Below are 14,891 nucleotides of genomic sequence, written 5' to 3' on the forward strand. Positions count from 1 at the left end.
GTTTTTGCGGGTCAGGCCTGGGGCATTTTGCGAAAGCCGATGGCCAGGCGGTTCCAGGCGTTGATGGTGGTGATGGCGACGGTCAGGTCGACCAATTCCTTGGCATCGAACTGGGCGCTAGCCAGTTCATAGTCTTCGTCCGGGGCGTGGGTCTGGCTGATCAGGGTCAGGGATTCGGTCCAGGCCAGTGCGGCGCGTTCACGCTCGGTGAAGAACGGCGTTTCGCGCCAGGCCGACAGTGTCGCCAGGCGACGCTCGGACTCACCACCCTTGCGCGCATCGGCGCTGTGCATGTCCAGGCAAAAGGCGCAGCCGTTGATTTGCGAGGTACGCAGCTTGACCAGTTCGATCAGGTTTTTTTCCAGTGGCAATTTCGACACTGCTGTTTCCAGGGCGATCATCGCTTTGAGGGCATCAGGGGAAGCGGTGTAGAAATCGATCCGGGTTTTCATGGTGTGTTCCAGGGCAAATGGGTGTGTCACTACGTTAGTGCCACGACCGGTCTGCACAAATAGCCAATCTTTCAGAAGTCGAGGAGGCCATTGGCTGTGCTTTCTTGAAAGAAAGTGCTATTTGAGCCGGCAAGTCCACAACCTCTACTCCGAACACCACGGTTGGCTGCAGATTTGCAGCGCGAGTGGCATGGTGAAGAAAGTTACTCCCACACTAGATCTGCATCATTCACAAATCTACTGTGGGAGATACTATGGTTGGAGGTGAAGGCTTCAAGCACCGTCAGGCTCAGAATCCGTCGTTGCCGCTGGCCAATAACTGGCCAGTTCCAATCTACGTAGCCCTCTATTGGTCACATGTTGTACAAGCCCCGTATTAATCCATCGGCCGTTGCCGTCCGCCTCCATAACGCTACGCGAGGGTTCTTTGTGCATGACACTGACGGTATCGTCTATGTTCAAGGGCAGCACTACCGACTCCGCCTCCGCCAAAACATCGCCACGCAGTTCACGAAGATAACGAACTCCACCATCGGCTGACTTCAGGGCAACAGCCAGGTACACCGAAGCAACATACATATGAGGGACAACCTTAAAGAATTCAAACCTAACGACGTTATCATCAAAGTCAAACTTCACATACCCGACAACTTGATCGTAGTATCCTTTGAGAAGCCAAGTAATTCTCGCACCACCAACACCATCGCTAACTGGAGGACGAACAAACTCTATTTTTTTGTAACGCATCAACAACTCGTCACGCACAGGTCCGGAAAACGAATTAATGGCCAGCTCAAAATCCTTTTTCAATGGAGACGCCTCACGTAACACCAAATGAGGAGACGGTTCAAAAAGTGGAGATTTTTTTTCCATTTCTGCTTGCAGATTGGCACCTGCATTAGTGGTCAGCTCAACATTCACAAGTCCTTGCTCAGTCACTCTCAAATGATTGGTTTTTTTTGCATCATCAATGACCTTCGATGCATCACTACCAGTAGATTTCATACGTGAAGGTTCTTCATGAAAAATCTCAATGGAAAATCCTGGCTCGATGGGTATCTCCTGAGAAAACAACTCTGTTTTATCCCCCATCATTTGCCGATCAAAAACCACCAAACCTTGCATATTACGTACTGTCACCTGCCCATATAACTTGGCTCCGGCATATTCATGCGGCACCTCCAGAATTACATCCACCATCAATTTTCCGAGCGAAACTGCCACAGAGATAGTGCAAAAATCACCATTGAGTCCACCAAGCATGATTTCTTGATCGGCAAGAGAGCTGGCATGCTTACGGAAATAAATGCAATCGTAGCTAGTCGACCCTTGTTTGACGATTACATATCGACTGGTTGGCTGATATTCTCCGTTTGCTGCGAAAGGCAACTGTAAGGCATATACCCCTACTGGCAAATCGAATACATACACGCTCGTGTGATCAATTTTTACACACCGCGATTTACCACTACCACTCTTTAGAACAAGCATCTGCCCGACCACTTCTCCGAACACATCCGAATCAAACTTCAAGGTCACACTTCCCGTCAAATCAGTTACCGCCGCCAGCTGTGCCGCACTGACCAAATGCAGAGGGCTCCTCACCGCCAACAGTTGCTGAAGAGGCTCTATCATGCTTGCAGGCACAAGTGCATAAAGCGGATAGACTGGAGTAGCCCCGCTATATGAGTTTTCATCAATTTGCCGCTGGCTCAGTTCGATGTTCGCATGCTCCATGAACGCAGACACATCCGAATCAGCGATATCAATGGCAGTACGGCTCAAATGATCCATCATGGGGTTATCCGCAAGTGAAAATCCGACGCTGTTGCACAGTTTCCGATAACGCTTATGAAACTGAACAAGGCATTGCTCACCTGCACGGTGAAATACCAGCATCAAAAAAAACAATGCCATATATATATCAAGAGGTCTTTCACTGTCGAACTCTGTCATCGCCCTTGAATAAAGACTCTGTTCCCCACCGCCATACAACCAACCATCTCGATAAACATCCTCCCCCATAAACTTGTGCTGATAACTTGCCGCAAAAACATTATTCCAAACCTCCCCCATCACCAAGGAACTGTTATACATAAACACGCCTTGATAACCATGCCCTATCTCGTGCAAGGCTCCCCAATTGGTCGGCTTGGTATCCAAAGAAAAATCAGCGACTGAATCCGCAGTTACAGCCGCCCATCCGCCACCATAATAGGCGGCGCCAACACCAGATTTATCTGCCTTCATAAAAAAACGATTAGGAATATTCTTATTTTCTGGTGTATCCGGTGTAAATGAAAGCCCTTCCAAGTGATTATAATATTCAAAAAGACCATTATAATAGTTCACCAAGTGCTGCAAACCAACATTCTGACTCAACGCTTTCACTGCATCCTTGTCTTTTGCTGGAATCAAAATATTCATATAGACAGAACTAAACAATGCAAATTCAGCCTCTGACTGATCCCACAATGAAAGAAAAGAACTGTCCGGTATGGCCTCTGTATAAATCGGTAAAAACTTCCATCCCCCGCTAACTTCAATTTCAACCTCAGTCAACTCTCCTGGCTTGTCCGTATAGCGCGTAGTCACAAATGGAACTGAAGGCACACTTGCTACAAGCGATTGCCACTGAGCTGTTATTTCTGCATGCTTTTCATTTTTACTATCATCATTTAATAAATTCAAACTAGCGGAAGGATTGCTCATCGGAGTTTTCTGCCGAAAACGTATAGTTGCGCCTGCTGAAATAACAATATTCAGAGTTTTTCTATCGTGATTAACCCCTTTATCCAGACCCGAGTTCATCATCCACACAGGACGCTCAAGACTATAAAACTGATGTATAACCGACAAAACTTCTTGATTGTGCATTTGCTTTACCCACTCAATTAAAAATTTAATTCAGGTAAAACGTTACGCGCAAACACAAACCGTAAGAACTGGTATAAATGACAGTTTTTTAGTCTTTAAAATAATATAAAACCGAAAATTATGAATTTTCTGCATAAGCAGTAATTAATGATTCAGCATTTTTTTCACCAACTCACGTAGTTTTGACCACCCGGCATAGGAGTAAAAAGTCGCCGTGACCTACCCGCGATTGCGCAACCACTGCAAAAAGCCCTTCTTCACCTGCGCCACCGGCAGGTCCTGAGTCAGGGTTTTCGCCTTGTGCAGCCGGTAATCGAGCAAGGTTTTCATTGCATCGTTGATGTCTTGACGGGCATCCAGGCATGGCTTGAGGTAGGACTTTTCGATGCGGTACAGGCCACAGAAGGTCTTGGCGGTAAACCGTGCAGGCACCGAGCTGTCCTCCAGGATCCCGGCCTCGCCTATCACTTCCCCCGGGCCCATGCGCCCGGACTCGAAAGGTACGCCGTGCCGGGTCAGCGTCACCGTCACCACCCCGGACTCGATGATGAACAGGTGATCACTGACCTCCCCCGCCTCCAGGATCGTTTCCCCGGCGCGGAACGATTGCAAGGTCATGTTCTGGCTGAAGGTGTCTTTCTCTTCCTGGCGCAGGGTAGAGAAAATCGGCGAGCTGTCGAGCAATGCCCGGGGTCGCGACAGGTTGCCCGGCGGATTGGGTTCCACGCTCGATAGCAGGTTGACGCCGGACGCCTGCAAGTGCCGGTAGGCCAGGTCGAACAGTTGATTGCGCACCGAACGCTTCTGGTCCATCTTCGCGACAAACCCGCTGATTTCATAGACCACGCCGGTGTTACCGGCAGTTTTCATGCCGACACTCGGCGACGGTGTCTCCAACAGAAAGCGGCATCCCTGCATGGCCCGTTCCAGGGCTTCGATCACCGTGTTCGGCCGCGCGTGGGGGCTCACTTCCAGCGAAACGGAGATGCCGAACATATCGCTCGGCCGACTGAAATTGATGATCTTGGCCTTGGCGGCCAGGGAGTTGGGTATCACCGCCATGCAACCCTGGGCGGTCTGCAGGCGCGTGGCGCGCCAGTCGATGTCGGTGACCCGGCCTTCCATGCCATCGATGGAGATGTAGTCATCCAGTTGATAGGGCTTGGTGGTGTTCAGGACGATCCCGGAAAACACGTCGCTGAGGGTACTTTGCAAGGCCAGGCCGACGATGATCGCCAACGCACCGGACGTCGCCAGCACGCCCTTGACCGGCAGATCCAGCACATAGGCCAGGGCGGCAATCACCGCGATCAGAAAAATCACCGCGCCTAGCAAGTCCTGGAGCAAGCGCCCGGTATGCCCGACCCGTTGCATCATTACCGCGCCGATCAGCACGGTCAGGGTCCGCGCACCGAACAACCACCAGCCGATCTGCAAGCCGGTGGCCGCCAGATGCAAGGGTACGTTGTCAGGCCAGGGCGGCGGCTCCATCGGGTTCAGGCCTTCGTTGAACAGCAAGAGGCTGAACAAAGAGAAAATCACCACCCGCACCAACAGCCGCCAGGCGCTGCCAAAGGCACTGAGCAAGTACCACAACCCAAGATCGATCAGGATCAGCGCCATCGCGCAAATCAGCGGGTGTTCGGTGAGCAATGACAGCATCTAACAACTCCAGCCAGGGCCAATAACGCGAAGATCGCATGGATTGGCGTCAGTGTAGGTGGAATTGATTTGGCTGGTTGAACACGTCTGGCTGGACACCCAAAAAACCTGTGGGAGCGAGCTTGCTCGCGATGGCGGACTGACAGTCACTACATCAGTGCCTGTTCTACCGTCATCGCGAGCAGGCTCGCTCCCACAGGGGAAAGCGTGTTGGCTGGATTACTTGCTGTTTGCCAGCGCGCTGTAACTGGTCATCAGGTTGCGGTAATCCGGAATATGGTTGGAGAACAATGTGCCCAACCCTTCGACATCGTTGCGCCAGTCGCGGTGCAGTTCACAGGCCAGGCCGAACCAGGTCATCAGTTGCGCGCCCTGAGCGGTCATACGGTTCCACGCCGATTCGCGGGTCAGTTCGTTGAAGGTGCCGGACGCGTCGGTGACCACGAACACCTCAAAGCCTTCGGCCAGGGCCGAAAGCGCCGGGAAGGCCACGCACACTTCTGTCACCACACCGGCGATGATCAGTTGCTTCTTGCCGGTGGCCTTGATCGCCTTGACGAAATCTTCGTTGTCCCAGGCGTTGATCTGGCCCGGGCGAGCGATGTATGGCGCGTCCGGAAAAAGGGCCTTGAGTTCGGGCACCAGCGGTCCGTTAGGGCCCGTTTCGAAACTGGTGGTGAGGATGGTCGGCAGCTTGAAGTACTTGGCCAGGTCGGCCAGGGCCAGCACGTTGTTCTTGAATCGATCCGGGTCGATGTCGCGCACCAGTGACAGCAGGCCCGCCTGATGATCAACCATCAGAACCGCGGCGTTGTCCTTGTCCAGACGCTTGTAGGAAGTGGTCATTGCAGTAGTCCTCGCGTGTTATCGATGCCGAGTGGAAATCGGCGTGGGGTCACCGGTCAGCGCTGGGAGTCCAGCGCCTCGTGTTCGTTCGCCACTTGCTGGGCCTTGAGGTAACTCTCGATCAGCAATTGATAATGCGGCATGGCCTGGGCGTAGACAGCGGCCCACTGCTCGGCATCCGGACGGTTCCACGAGCCTTGCAGCTCAGAGAGCGTCGCCATGATGTCGATCGGCACCACCCCGGCCTGGGCCAGGCGGGCAACGGTCAGATCAGTGGCCAGTTTCGAGTGGTTGCCGGAGGCGTCGACCACGGCAAACACCTTGTAGCCTTCATGCACGGCGGCGATGGACGGAAACGCCAGGCACACGCTGGTCAGGGTGCCGGCGATCACCAGGGTTTTCCTGCCGGTGGCTTTGACCGCCGCGTGAAACTCCGGGTTGTCCCAGGCGTTGATTTCACCTTTGCGCGCCACGTACTGCGCATGGGGTGCGGCCTCGTGAATTTCCGGGATCAACGGCCCGTTAGGCCCCTGGGGAACAGAAGCGGTGGTGATCACCGGCATCTTCAGCAGGGTCGCGGCCTTGGCCAGGGCAATGGCGTTGGCGCGCAGTTGGGGCACGTCCATGTCCTTGACGATCTGGAACAGTCCGCTCTGGTGATCGATCAACAGCATCGCGCTGTCGTTGGGATCGATGGTCGGTTTCTGGCCGTTGAAGTTGGCCGCGTAGACAGTGTTCATGTGCGTTTCCTCTTTTTTTTGGGCAACAGCCATCCCTGGCCTGAAAACCGGCCCACTCATCCTGGGTAGAGTCGGGTGTTAAAGCGCTGCGAATTAAGCGTGCATCCGGCCGAAGCGACCGGACTGGAAGTCGGCAAAGGCCTGGTGGATTTCTTGCTCGGTGTTCATCACGAACGGCCCATGACCGACGATCGGCTCGTCGATCGGCTCGCCGCTGAGCAACAGCACCACCGCGTCTTCGCTGGCTTCGAGGGTCACCTGATCGCCCTTGCGGTCGAACAGCGCCAGTTGCCCCTGGCGCACCGATTCCTGGCCGTTTACCTGAACCGTGCCGCGCAGCACCACCAGTGCGGTGTTGCGCCCTTCGTGCAGGTTAAGGGTGAGCAATTTGCCAGCATTCAAACGAATGTCCCACACGTCGACCGGGGTGAAGGTGCGCGCCGCGCCCTTGTGGCCGTCGAACGCACCGGCGATCAGGCGCAGGCTGCCGGCGTTGTCCTTCAAGGCGATGGCCGGGATGTCACGGTCGAGAATCGTCTGGTAGCCGGGATCGGCCATTTTGTCCCTGGCCGGCAGGTTGACCCACAGTTGCACCATCTCCAGGGTGCCACCGCTTTTGGCGAAACCTTCGGAGTGAAACTCTTCATGCAGGATCCCCGAGGCCGCGGTCATCCATTGCACATCGCCGGGGCCGATCTTGCCGCCACTGCCGGTGGAGTCCCGGTGCTCCAGTTCGCCCTTGTAAACGATAGTCACGGTTTCGAAGCCACGGTGAGGATGCTGACCAACGCCACGTCGCTCGCTGGTCGGGGTGAATTCAGCAGGGCCGGCGTGATCCAGCAGCAGGAACGGGCTGATGTGTTTGCCCAGGTTGTCGTAGGAAAACAGCGTGCGAACCGGAAAACCGTCGCCCACCCAATGGGTCCGTGGACTGGTGTAGATACCGATGATGTTTTTCATGGTGTCTCCTGATGAGGTGAGTGAAGCCATGGACAAAGCTTAAAACCATGACCTTTGCTGCGCTAGACTGCAAAAATCAGCTTTAGCGTTCTATTTGGAGAACGATGGTGGAAGACCTCAACACCCTCTACTACTTCACCCAGGTGGTGGAGCATCACGGTTTTGCCGCGGCCGGCCGGGCACTCGACATGCCCAAGTCCAAGCTCAGTCGACGTATCGCCGAGCTTGAAGAACGCCTCGGCGTGCGCCTGCTGCACCGCACCAGCCGGCATTGCTCGTTGACGGAAATCGGCCAGGCCTATTACCAGCGCTGCCTGGCCATGCGGGTGGAGGCGGAAAGCGCTGCCGAACTGATCGAGCGCAATCGCTCAGAGCCCCAGGGCCTGGTGCGTGTCAGTTGCCCGACGGCGCTGCTCAATTCCTGGGTCGGGCCGATGCTGACCCGCTATATGCTCAAGTACCCCTTGGTGGAATTGTTCATCGAGAGCACCAATCGCCGCGTCGACCTGATTCACGAAGGCTTCGACATTGCCCTGCGGGTACGCTTTCCGCCGCTGGAAAACACCGACATGGTGATGAAAGTGCTGGGCAACAGCACCCAGAGCGTGGTCGGCAGCCCGGCCTTTTTATCGCGCCTGTCGACGCCGGCTTCCCCGGCCGACCTCAGCGGCTTGCCGAGCCTGCACTGGGGCGCGGCGCAGCGCGAATATCAGTGGGAACTGTTCGGGGCCGACGGCAGTACCGCGATAATCCGGCATGCCCCGCGCATGGTCACCGATGACCTGTTGGCCTTGCGCCACGCGGCACTCGCCGGGATCGGCATCGTGCACCTGCCCAGTGTGGTGGTGCGCGATGAAATCGCCGCCGGGCAACTGGTGGAACTGGTGCCCGGCTGGGCACCGAAGAGCGGTGTCATCCATGCGATCTTCCCCTCGCGCCGGGGCTTGCTGCCTTCGGTGCGCACGTTGATCGATTTTCTCGGGGAGGAGTTCAGTCGTAGTGATATTGCTTAGGGTCGGGGGTAAGGCTTTGGACCGAGTGATGGCTATCGCGAGCAAGCTCGCTCCCACAGGGGATTTGTGGTGCAAATAGATCCAATGTGGGAGCGAGCTTGCTCGCGATGGCGTCGGACCAGACACCATCAACACATCTTCCTGCCCCCAATTCATGACTTGCGGTAAACATTGCTTTGCCGCTCCAGCGGTTTTTCTCACGGATGCAGGCGCGGATACTGCCGCCCATTCCCACTGCAACCCCTGGAGTCATCAATGTCCATTCCCGCCTTCGGCCTGGGTACCTTTCGCTTGCAAGGCCAGGTGGTCATCGATTCGGTGAGCACCGCCCTGGCGCTCGGCTACCGGGTGATCGATACCGCACAAATCTACGAGAACGAAGCTGAAGTCGGCGAGGCTATCGTCGCCAGCGCTATCGCCCGGGAAGAGCTGTTCATCACCAGCAAGATCTGGGTCGCCAACCTGGCCGGTGATCGCCTGATCGACAGCCTGAAAGAAAGCCTGCGCAAACTGCAGACCGACTACCTGGACCTGACCCTGATCCACTGGCCGTCGCCGGACGATCAGGTGCCGGTCGCAGAATTCATGGGCGCCCTGCTCGAGGCCAAACGCCTGGGCCTGACCCGGCAGATCGGCGTTTCCAACTTCACCATCGACCTGATGAAACAGGCAGTCGCGGCCATCGGTGCCGAGCACATCGCCACCCACCAGATCGAACTGCACCCCTACCTGCAAAACCGCAAAATCGTCGAGTTCGCACGCAGCCAGGGCATCGGCATCACCTCATACATGACCCTGGCTTACGGTGAAGTCCTGAAGGATCCGCTCATCCAGCAGATTGCCGAACGCCTGCACGCGACTCCGGCGCAGGTCACCCTGGCCTGGGCCATGCAATCGGGTTACGCGGTAATCCCGTCGTCCACGCGCCGGGCCAACCTTGAAAGCAACTTGAAGGCTCGCAAACTGACCTTGAGCGAGGCCGACATGGCCCTGATCGCATCGCTGGATCGCGGCCACCGCTTGACCAGCCCGAAAGGCATCGCACCGAACTGGGATTGAGCCTCAATCCTGCTCCAGACGCCGGTCCAGGCGGGCCATGGCCTGCTGCAACCGGTCGACGGCGTCGTCGATCATTGCCGCGCGGCCGTCGTTGCACGCCTGCTCCAGTTGTTCGCAACACTCGACCAGGGCGTGGGCTCGCACCATCAGCGCTCCACCCTTGATCCGGTGTGCCAGTTCCTGCAAGCCCGGGCGATTGCCGCCGGTGTGCAAGGCGAGCAAATGCACGCGGTCCTCGCGGTTGGACAGCGCCAGATCGTGCAACAGTTGATCGATCAGCTCACGGTCCGCATCCGCGTAGCGTTCCAGTCCGCTCAAGTCAAACTCGCAGACGCCATGGTCGTCGGTAGCCGTTGAGGGTGCGCTGGAAAACCGCTGGGCCAGCCACGCCTGCAAATCCACCAGGCGAATGGGCTTGAACAGGCAATCGTCCATGCCCGCCGCCTGGCATCGGGCCTTCTCCTCGGCCTGCGCATTGGCGGTAAAGCCCAGAATCGACGTTGATGACAGCCCCTGCACCCGCTCTTGCTCACGTATCGCACCCGCCAATTCGTAACCACTGAGCCGCGGCATGTTGCAGTCGGTGATGACCAGATCGAACCCTTGCCCGCGCCACTGTTCAAGCCCCTGCGCCCCGTCTTCGGCCAGCACTACGCGATGGCCGAGATAGCTCAGCTGCCGCGAGAGCAACAGGCGATTGGCCGGATAATCGTCGACCACCAGAATCGACAACGGCCGGGTCGTCAGCTGCGCCGAATCCAGGGGCTTGCCCCCCGCGGGTAACGCTTGCAGGACAGGCAGCACCAGGCTGATGTCCACCCGAGTCCCGCGCCCGAGCTCACTGTCGAGTTGCAACCGGCCGCCCATCATTTCGCACAGAGTACGACTGATCACCAGCCCCAGGCCGGAACCTTGCCGGGCGCTCTGCTGGTTGTTGTCTGCCTGCACAAACGGGCTGAACAGACGTTGCTGGTCGAAAGCGCTGATGCCGATGCCGCTGTCTTCGATGCGTACGCTGACGGCGAGGTGCGCCGGGGCTTGAGGTCGCACTCGCAGCGTCAGGCTTACCTGGCCTTCCCGGGTGAACTTGATCGCGTTGCTCAACAGATTGGACAACACCTGTTTGAAGCGCGTGGGGTCGAGCATCACGTCACGGTCACTGTGTTCGTCGAGCTCGACCCGCCACTGCAGATTCTTCTGCACCGCCAGCCCTTCAAAAACCCGGCAGACCGAAGTCACCAGCAACTGCAGATTGACCCGCTCCGGCGCCAGCGACAAATGCCCGGATTCGATCCTGGCAACGTCCAGAATGTCACCGATCAAATCCAGCAATTGTTGCCCGGCGTTGGACGCCACCTCAATGGCGGCGCGGTCGGTCTCCCCTTCATCGGCCCGCTTCAGCGCCAGTTCGAGCATGCCGATCAGCGCGTTCATCGGCGTGCGGATTTCATGGCTCATGGTGGCCAGGAACGTGGTCTTGGCCCGGTTGGCGTCGTCCGCCGCGTCCTTGGCTTCCTGCAATTGCCCGAGCAATTGCTGACGCTGGCGAATCTGCCGACGCTGCCAGACAATCCCCGCCAACGCGAGCAACAGCAAGACACCCGCCACCGCAAATGCCTGCACGATCGCCTGCCGGTGTCGCAGCCAGTAACTCTGCTCGACCATCGCGTCATAGCGCCAGGGCTGGGTCAGCTCGTCAATTTCTTCGGGAGGGATGCTCAACAGCGCCTTGTCCAGGATCGAATGCAGCTCGGTGGCCCCGCGACTGGTCGCCAGGGTGCTTCGTGCAGGGTCGGTGCCCACGGTGCTGGTCACTTGCAGGCGATCGCGATACTGCCGGGAAATCAGGTAACGGGCGCTGATCAAGGAGTTGATGCCGCCCTGGGACTTGCCTTGGTCGACCATTTCCATGGCGTCCGTCGACAGGGGCGCATCCACCAGCTGGATCAACGGGTAATGCTGGCGAAGGTACTCGCCAACAATGTTGCCCTGGGTCAGTGCCAGGGGTCGCCCTGCCATATCATCCAGCGTCCTGGGGCTTTCCGTGTCAACGCGGGTCACCAGCACCGAAGGGCTGCTCAGGAACGCGCGGGTGAACAGCAACTCATCTTCACGCTGGGAACTGAGGCCGATACCGGCCAGCACATCGATTTGCCCGCTCTTGATGGCGGTCATCATCTGGGCCACCGACTTCATGCCCTGAATGTCAAATTGCAAGCCGGTGCGCAAACTGATTTTCGCCAGCACATCGATGCCAATCCCGCGAAACCTGCCTTCGCTGTCGATAAATGAAATGGGCGGGATATTTTCGTTGATCGCGACCTTCACCCGCGGGTGGCGCTCAAGCCAGCGCTGTTCGGCCACGCTCAATTGCAAGGACTGGGTACCGGGGATAGACACCTCGTTTGCCCCCCAACGGCGCAGGATGTTCATTTGCTCATTGGTGCTGATGGCCGCAAGCGCCTTGTTGACGATGCGCAACAGCGAATCGTTGTCGCGGTCCATCGCAAAGGCAAAACGCCCGGACTCCATGGGCGAGAAGTCCGTCAGTCGCACATTATCCAGATAATTCTTGCTGATCAGGTAATGGGCATTGATCGCATCCCCCAGGTAGACATCGGCCTGACCGTACGCCACGGCGCCCATTGCCGCCAGTGTCGAGGGAAACAACTGGACCTGCGCCCTGGAATAGAACTGTTGCACGCTGTATTCGGGCAGGTAGTGATACAGCATCACCAGCCGCTTGCCGGCCAGTGTCGGGTCGAGCACCGGAGGGAAATCGGTGCGGGTGACCAGCACCGGTTGATCGACCGCATAGGCACTGGACATCTGCAGCTGTGGATCTTCGGCTTCAAACCGATTGGCCGTTCCCAACAGGTCTGCCCGCCCCTCCTTGATCGCCTGCACCGCGTCGGCGCGCGACGGATAACGCCGGACCTCGATGACGACGTTCAACAATTGTTCGAGCAACCCGGCGTAATCGGCGGTCACGCCTTCGAACACCTTGCCCGCCGTGTTGAACTCGAAGGGGGGATAGTCCGGCGCCGAGACGGCCAGCACCAATCGGCCCTTTTGCTGCAGCCAGCGCAACTCGGTTTGCGACAATCTGACGCTCAGGCCTTCGACACTCGAGCGCCCCAACAGGGTCAACGACTGTTGCGCACAGGCCGTCGATGCCCAAAGAAGAAGGCCAATCAACACCCCACCTGCCAGTCCTCGGAGTGCGTTCATTCAGATCAGATGATTGCGCAGGGCGAAATCCCTCAAGTGCACCGACGAGTTCATATTGAGCTTGAGGGTGAGTCGGGTCTTGTAGGTACTGACGGTCTTGTAGCTCAGGTGCATGATCTCGGCGATTTCCAGGTTTTTCGAACCCCGGGCCAGGTACTGCAAAATGGTCAACTCACGATTGGAGAGCTTTTCGATCAACTGCTTTTCGCTGCGTTGCAACTCCCCCATCGACACGGAGCTCGAGGGGATCTGGGCGAAATAGGTGTAGCCGGCCATCACGGAATTCACCGCCGCCTTCAAGTCATCCAGGTCCTTGCTCTTGGAAACATAGGCAACAGCCCCGGCACGCATGCAGCGGTCCTGATAGAACTGGGCCTCCAGTGAAGTGAACACCACCACGCGACATCGCGTGTTTTCGGCCTTGATTCGGTCCATCACCTCAAGCCCCGCCACACCAGGAAGGCCCAGATCAAGCAGCACGACATCCGGCTGATGCTCCCGGACCAACGCCAGGACCTCATCGCCACGGGAGGCTTCATATACTTGCTTGAACCCTTCCCCCTTGAGTACGAGTTTGATCATGGAGCGAACCACCGGATGATCTTCCACAATCAGTGCTGACTTCATGACAACTCCCGTGCAAAACAACACGATCGGGCAAAAAATGCCCTCCAGGCGCCGCAGCGGTTGGGCACAATGCTGCGCATAGACTTTTGCATGGAAGGCTGGAAAGAACTACCTGACAGAAATGACAGTTCCGACGAACGGTAGCCGACGATTGACGACGCTCATCAACTGCGTAATGCACGCCAGGTCAGGCAGGGCGGCCTGGCTGACCTGGACGTTGCCCACGCCTGACGGCAACGACGCCTGCCGTTCATTGAAGATAAACGCGTGATTTACCTGCGGGTTGTCGACAAAGAAATTCAACAAGTCCAGCCCTTCACTGGCCATCGCTCCATTGATGAGCACCAGGTCCAGAGGTTCGCAACCGTACTCCACCAGAGGAAGGAGCTCTTCGAGACTCTGCACCGGTGCCACGCGAAAGTAGCCGAGCTGATTGAGCAGCCGCTCGATCCGCAGACGGTTGAAGTGCTGCGCATCGGCGATCAGGATGCGCAAGGATTTGTTCGGCATGGTGACCTCCAAAAGGATGTCGGTTTCAAGAGGTCGCAAAGCCTACGGAAGACCTTCCTAGGTTTATGTAGGAATTTTCCTAAATAAGTTCCGGTTAATCTGACTCTGCCAGAGAAACGCAATCGCACCCCCTGACCTTTACTCCGTGGTACTCGGACTCCAGAACGCCTGCACCACCAGGGACGAGGCCGAAATCCGTGCCACCAGCTCATCCAGCTCATCACCATCGACCGAGGTGGTCGCCAGGGTGGCTTCGATTTCAATTTCATCCGTACCGAAGGCATGCACGTCGACATCGCTGGCCGGATAGTTGCAGCGCGCAAGCTCGGCTTCGAGCAAGGCCAGCACGGTTTTCTGCTGCGTACGCCGGGCAATGACATAGACGATGTTGGTGACTTCCGCCGAAATCACATCCAGCGGCTGACGGTTGATGTTGTTGACGATCGGCCGCAGCAGCGTGTTTGCCGCCAGCACGAACAAGGTGCCAAGCAGCGCCTCGGCCAGCAGGTCGGCGCCGGCGCAGGCACCGACCGCCGCCGAGGTCCAGAGCGTGGCGGCGGTATTGAGGCCGCGCACATTGCCCTCTTCGCGCATGATCACCCCGGCACCGAGAAAGCCGATGCCGGAAACCACGTAGGCTACGACCCGCACGGCGCCTTCGGCACCGCCTAGCCGGGTGGCCATGTCGACGAAAATTGCCGCGCCCACCGCCACCAGCACATTGGTGCGCAGGCCGGCGGTGCGCTGCCGGTACTGGCGTTCGAAACCGATCAGGCCGCCGAGGATGAAGGCCGCGCCGAGGCTGACCAGGGTGTCGAGCAGGGAGCTCAGGTTGAGGTTGTTGAGTGCTTGCATGATGAATCCCTTGAAAAACACACGATCCCCTGTGGGAGCGAGCTTGCTCGCGATAGCGG

At 57.4% G+C, this 14,891-nt stretch carries 12 protein-coding genes; 2 read left to right on the forward strand and 10 right to left on the reverse strand.

Features of this window, described 5'->3' with window-relative positions; all coding sequences use genetic code 11:
* Nucleotides 1-11 precede the first annotated feature (11 nt).
* The 6 genes from ACMDB8_RS18955 to ACMDB8_RS18980 form a co-directional block, all read right to left on the reverse strand.
* Entirely contained in the window at nucleotides 12-452 is a 441-nt protein-coding gene (locus ACMDB8_RS18955; protein ID WP_056722587.1) for a carboxymuconolactone decarboxylase family protein, read from the reverse strand.
* Nucleotides 453-725: 273 nt separating this feature from the next.
* Entirely contained in the window at nucleotides 726-3,329 is a 2,604-nt protein-coding gene (locus tag ACMDB8_RS18960) for a putative mucin/carbohydrate-binding domain-containing protein (protein ID WP_409079169.1), read from the reverse strand.
* 219 nt (nucleotides 3,330-3,548) lie between these two features.
* On the reverse strand, nucleotides 3,549-4,991 hold the full coding sequence (locus ACMDB8_RS18965; RefSeq protein ID WP_409079170.1) for a mechanosensitive ion channel domain-containing protein: 1,443 nt from the start codon (nucleotides 4,989-4,991) through the stop codon (nucleotides 3,549-3,551).
* A gap of 219 nt (nucleotides 4,992-5,210) precedes the next feature.
* Nucleotides 5,211-5,837, reverse strand: coding sequence for an isochorismate family cysteine hydrolase YcaC (ycaC, locus tag ACMDB8_RS18970; RefSeq protein WP_056722594.1), 627 nt, complete (start codon nucleotides 5,835-5,837; stop codon nucleotides 5,211-5,213).
* A 56-nt stretch (nucleotides 5,838-5,893) separates the two neighbouring features.
* Nucleotides 5,894-6,577 (reverse strand): isochorismatase family protein, encoded by a 684-nt coding sequence (locus ACMDB8_RS18975; protein ID WP_056722596.1) that lies wholly within the window; start codon nucleotides 6,575-6,577, stop codon nucleotides 5,894-5,896.
* 93 nt (nucleotides 6,578-6,670) lie between these two features.
* Nucleotides 6,671-7,537, reverse strand: a complete 867-nt coding sequence (locus ACMDB8_RS18980) for a pirin family protein (protein ID WP_409079171.1) — start codon at nucleotides 7,535-7,537, stop codon at nucleotides 6,671-6,673.
* A 104-nt stretch (nucleotides 7,538-7,641) separates the two neighbouring features.
* Here ACMDB8_RS18980 and ACMDB8_RS18985 point away from each other — a divergent pair, with 104 nt between their 5' ends.
* Nucleotides 7,642-8,550, forward strand: coding sequence for a LysR family transcriptional regulator (locus ACMDB8_RS18985; protein ID WP_409079172.1), 909 nt, complete (start codon nucleotides 7,642-7,644; stop codon nucleotides 8,548-8,550).
* Between the two features lie 255 nt (nucleotides 8,551-8,805).
* Nucleotides 8,806-9,609: a 2,5-didehydrogluconate reductase DkgB gene (gene dkgB, locus ACMDB8_RS18990; protein WP_409079173.1), complete on the forward strand. Its 804-nt coding sequence runs from the start codon at nucleotides 8,806-8,808 to the stop codon at nucleotides 9,607-9,609.
* 3 nt (nucleotides 9,610-9,612) lie between these two features.
* Here the strand turns inward: dkgB and ACMDB8_RS18995 are convergent, their stop codons facing one another.
* From ACMDB8_RS18995 to ACMDB8_RS19010, 4 genes are all read right to left on the reverse strand, one after another.
* Nucleotides 9,613-12,840 (reverse strand): transporter substrate-binding domain-containing protein, encoded by a 3,228-nt coding sequence (locus ACMDB8_RS18995; protein ID WP_409079174.1) that lies wholly within the window; start codon nucleotides 12,838-12,840, stop codon nucleotides 9,613-9,615.
* A complete protein-coding gene (locus ACMDB8_RS19000) occupies nucleotides 12,841-13,467 on the reverse strand; it encodes a response regulator transcription factor (protein WP_056722608.1) in 627 nt (208 codons plus the stop codon).
* A gap of 108 nt (nucleotides 13,468-13,575) precedes the next feature.
* Nucleotides 13,576-13,977, reverse strand: coding sequence for a chemotaxis protein CheY (locus tag ACMDB8_RS19005; protein ID WP_056722610.1), 402 nt, complete (start codon nucleotides 13,975-13,977; stop codon nucleotides 13,576-13,578).
* Between the two features lie 138 nt (nucleotides 13,978-14,115).
* Complete coding sequence (locus tag ACMDB8_RS19010; protein WP_223541384.1) at nucleotides 14,116-14,832, reverse strand: MgtC/SapB family protein; 717 nt, start codon at nucleotides 14,830-14,832, stop codon at nucleotides 14,116-14,118.
* Nucleotides 14,833-14,891 lie beyond the last annotated feature (59 nt).

This window comes from Pseudomonas monachiensis, from assembly GCF_047345015.1.
In the GTDB taxonomy this organism is placed as follows: domain Bacteria; phylum Pseudomonadota; class Gammaproteobacteria; order Pseudomonadales; family Pseudomonadaceae; genus Aquipseudomonas; species Aquipseudomonas monachiensis.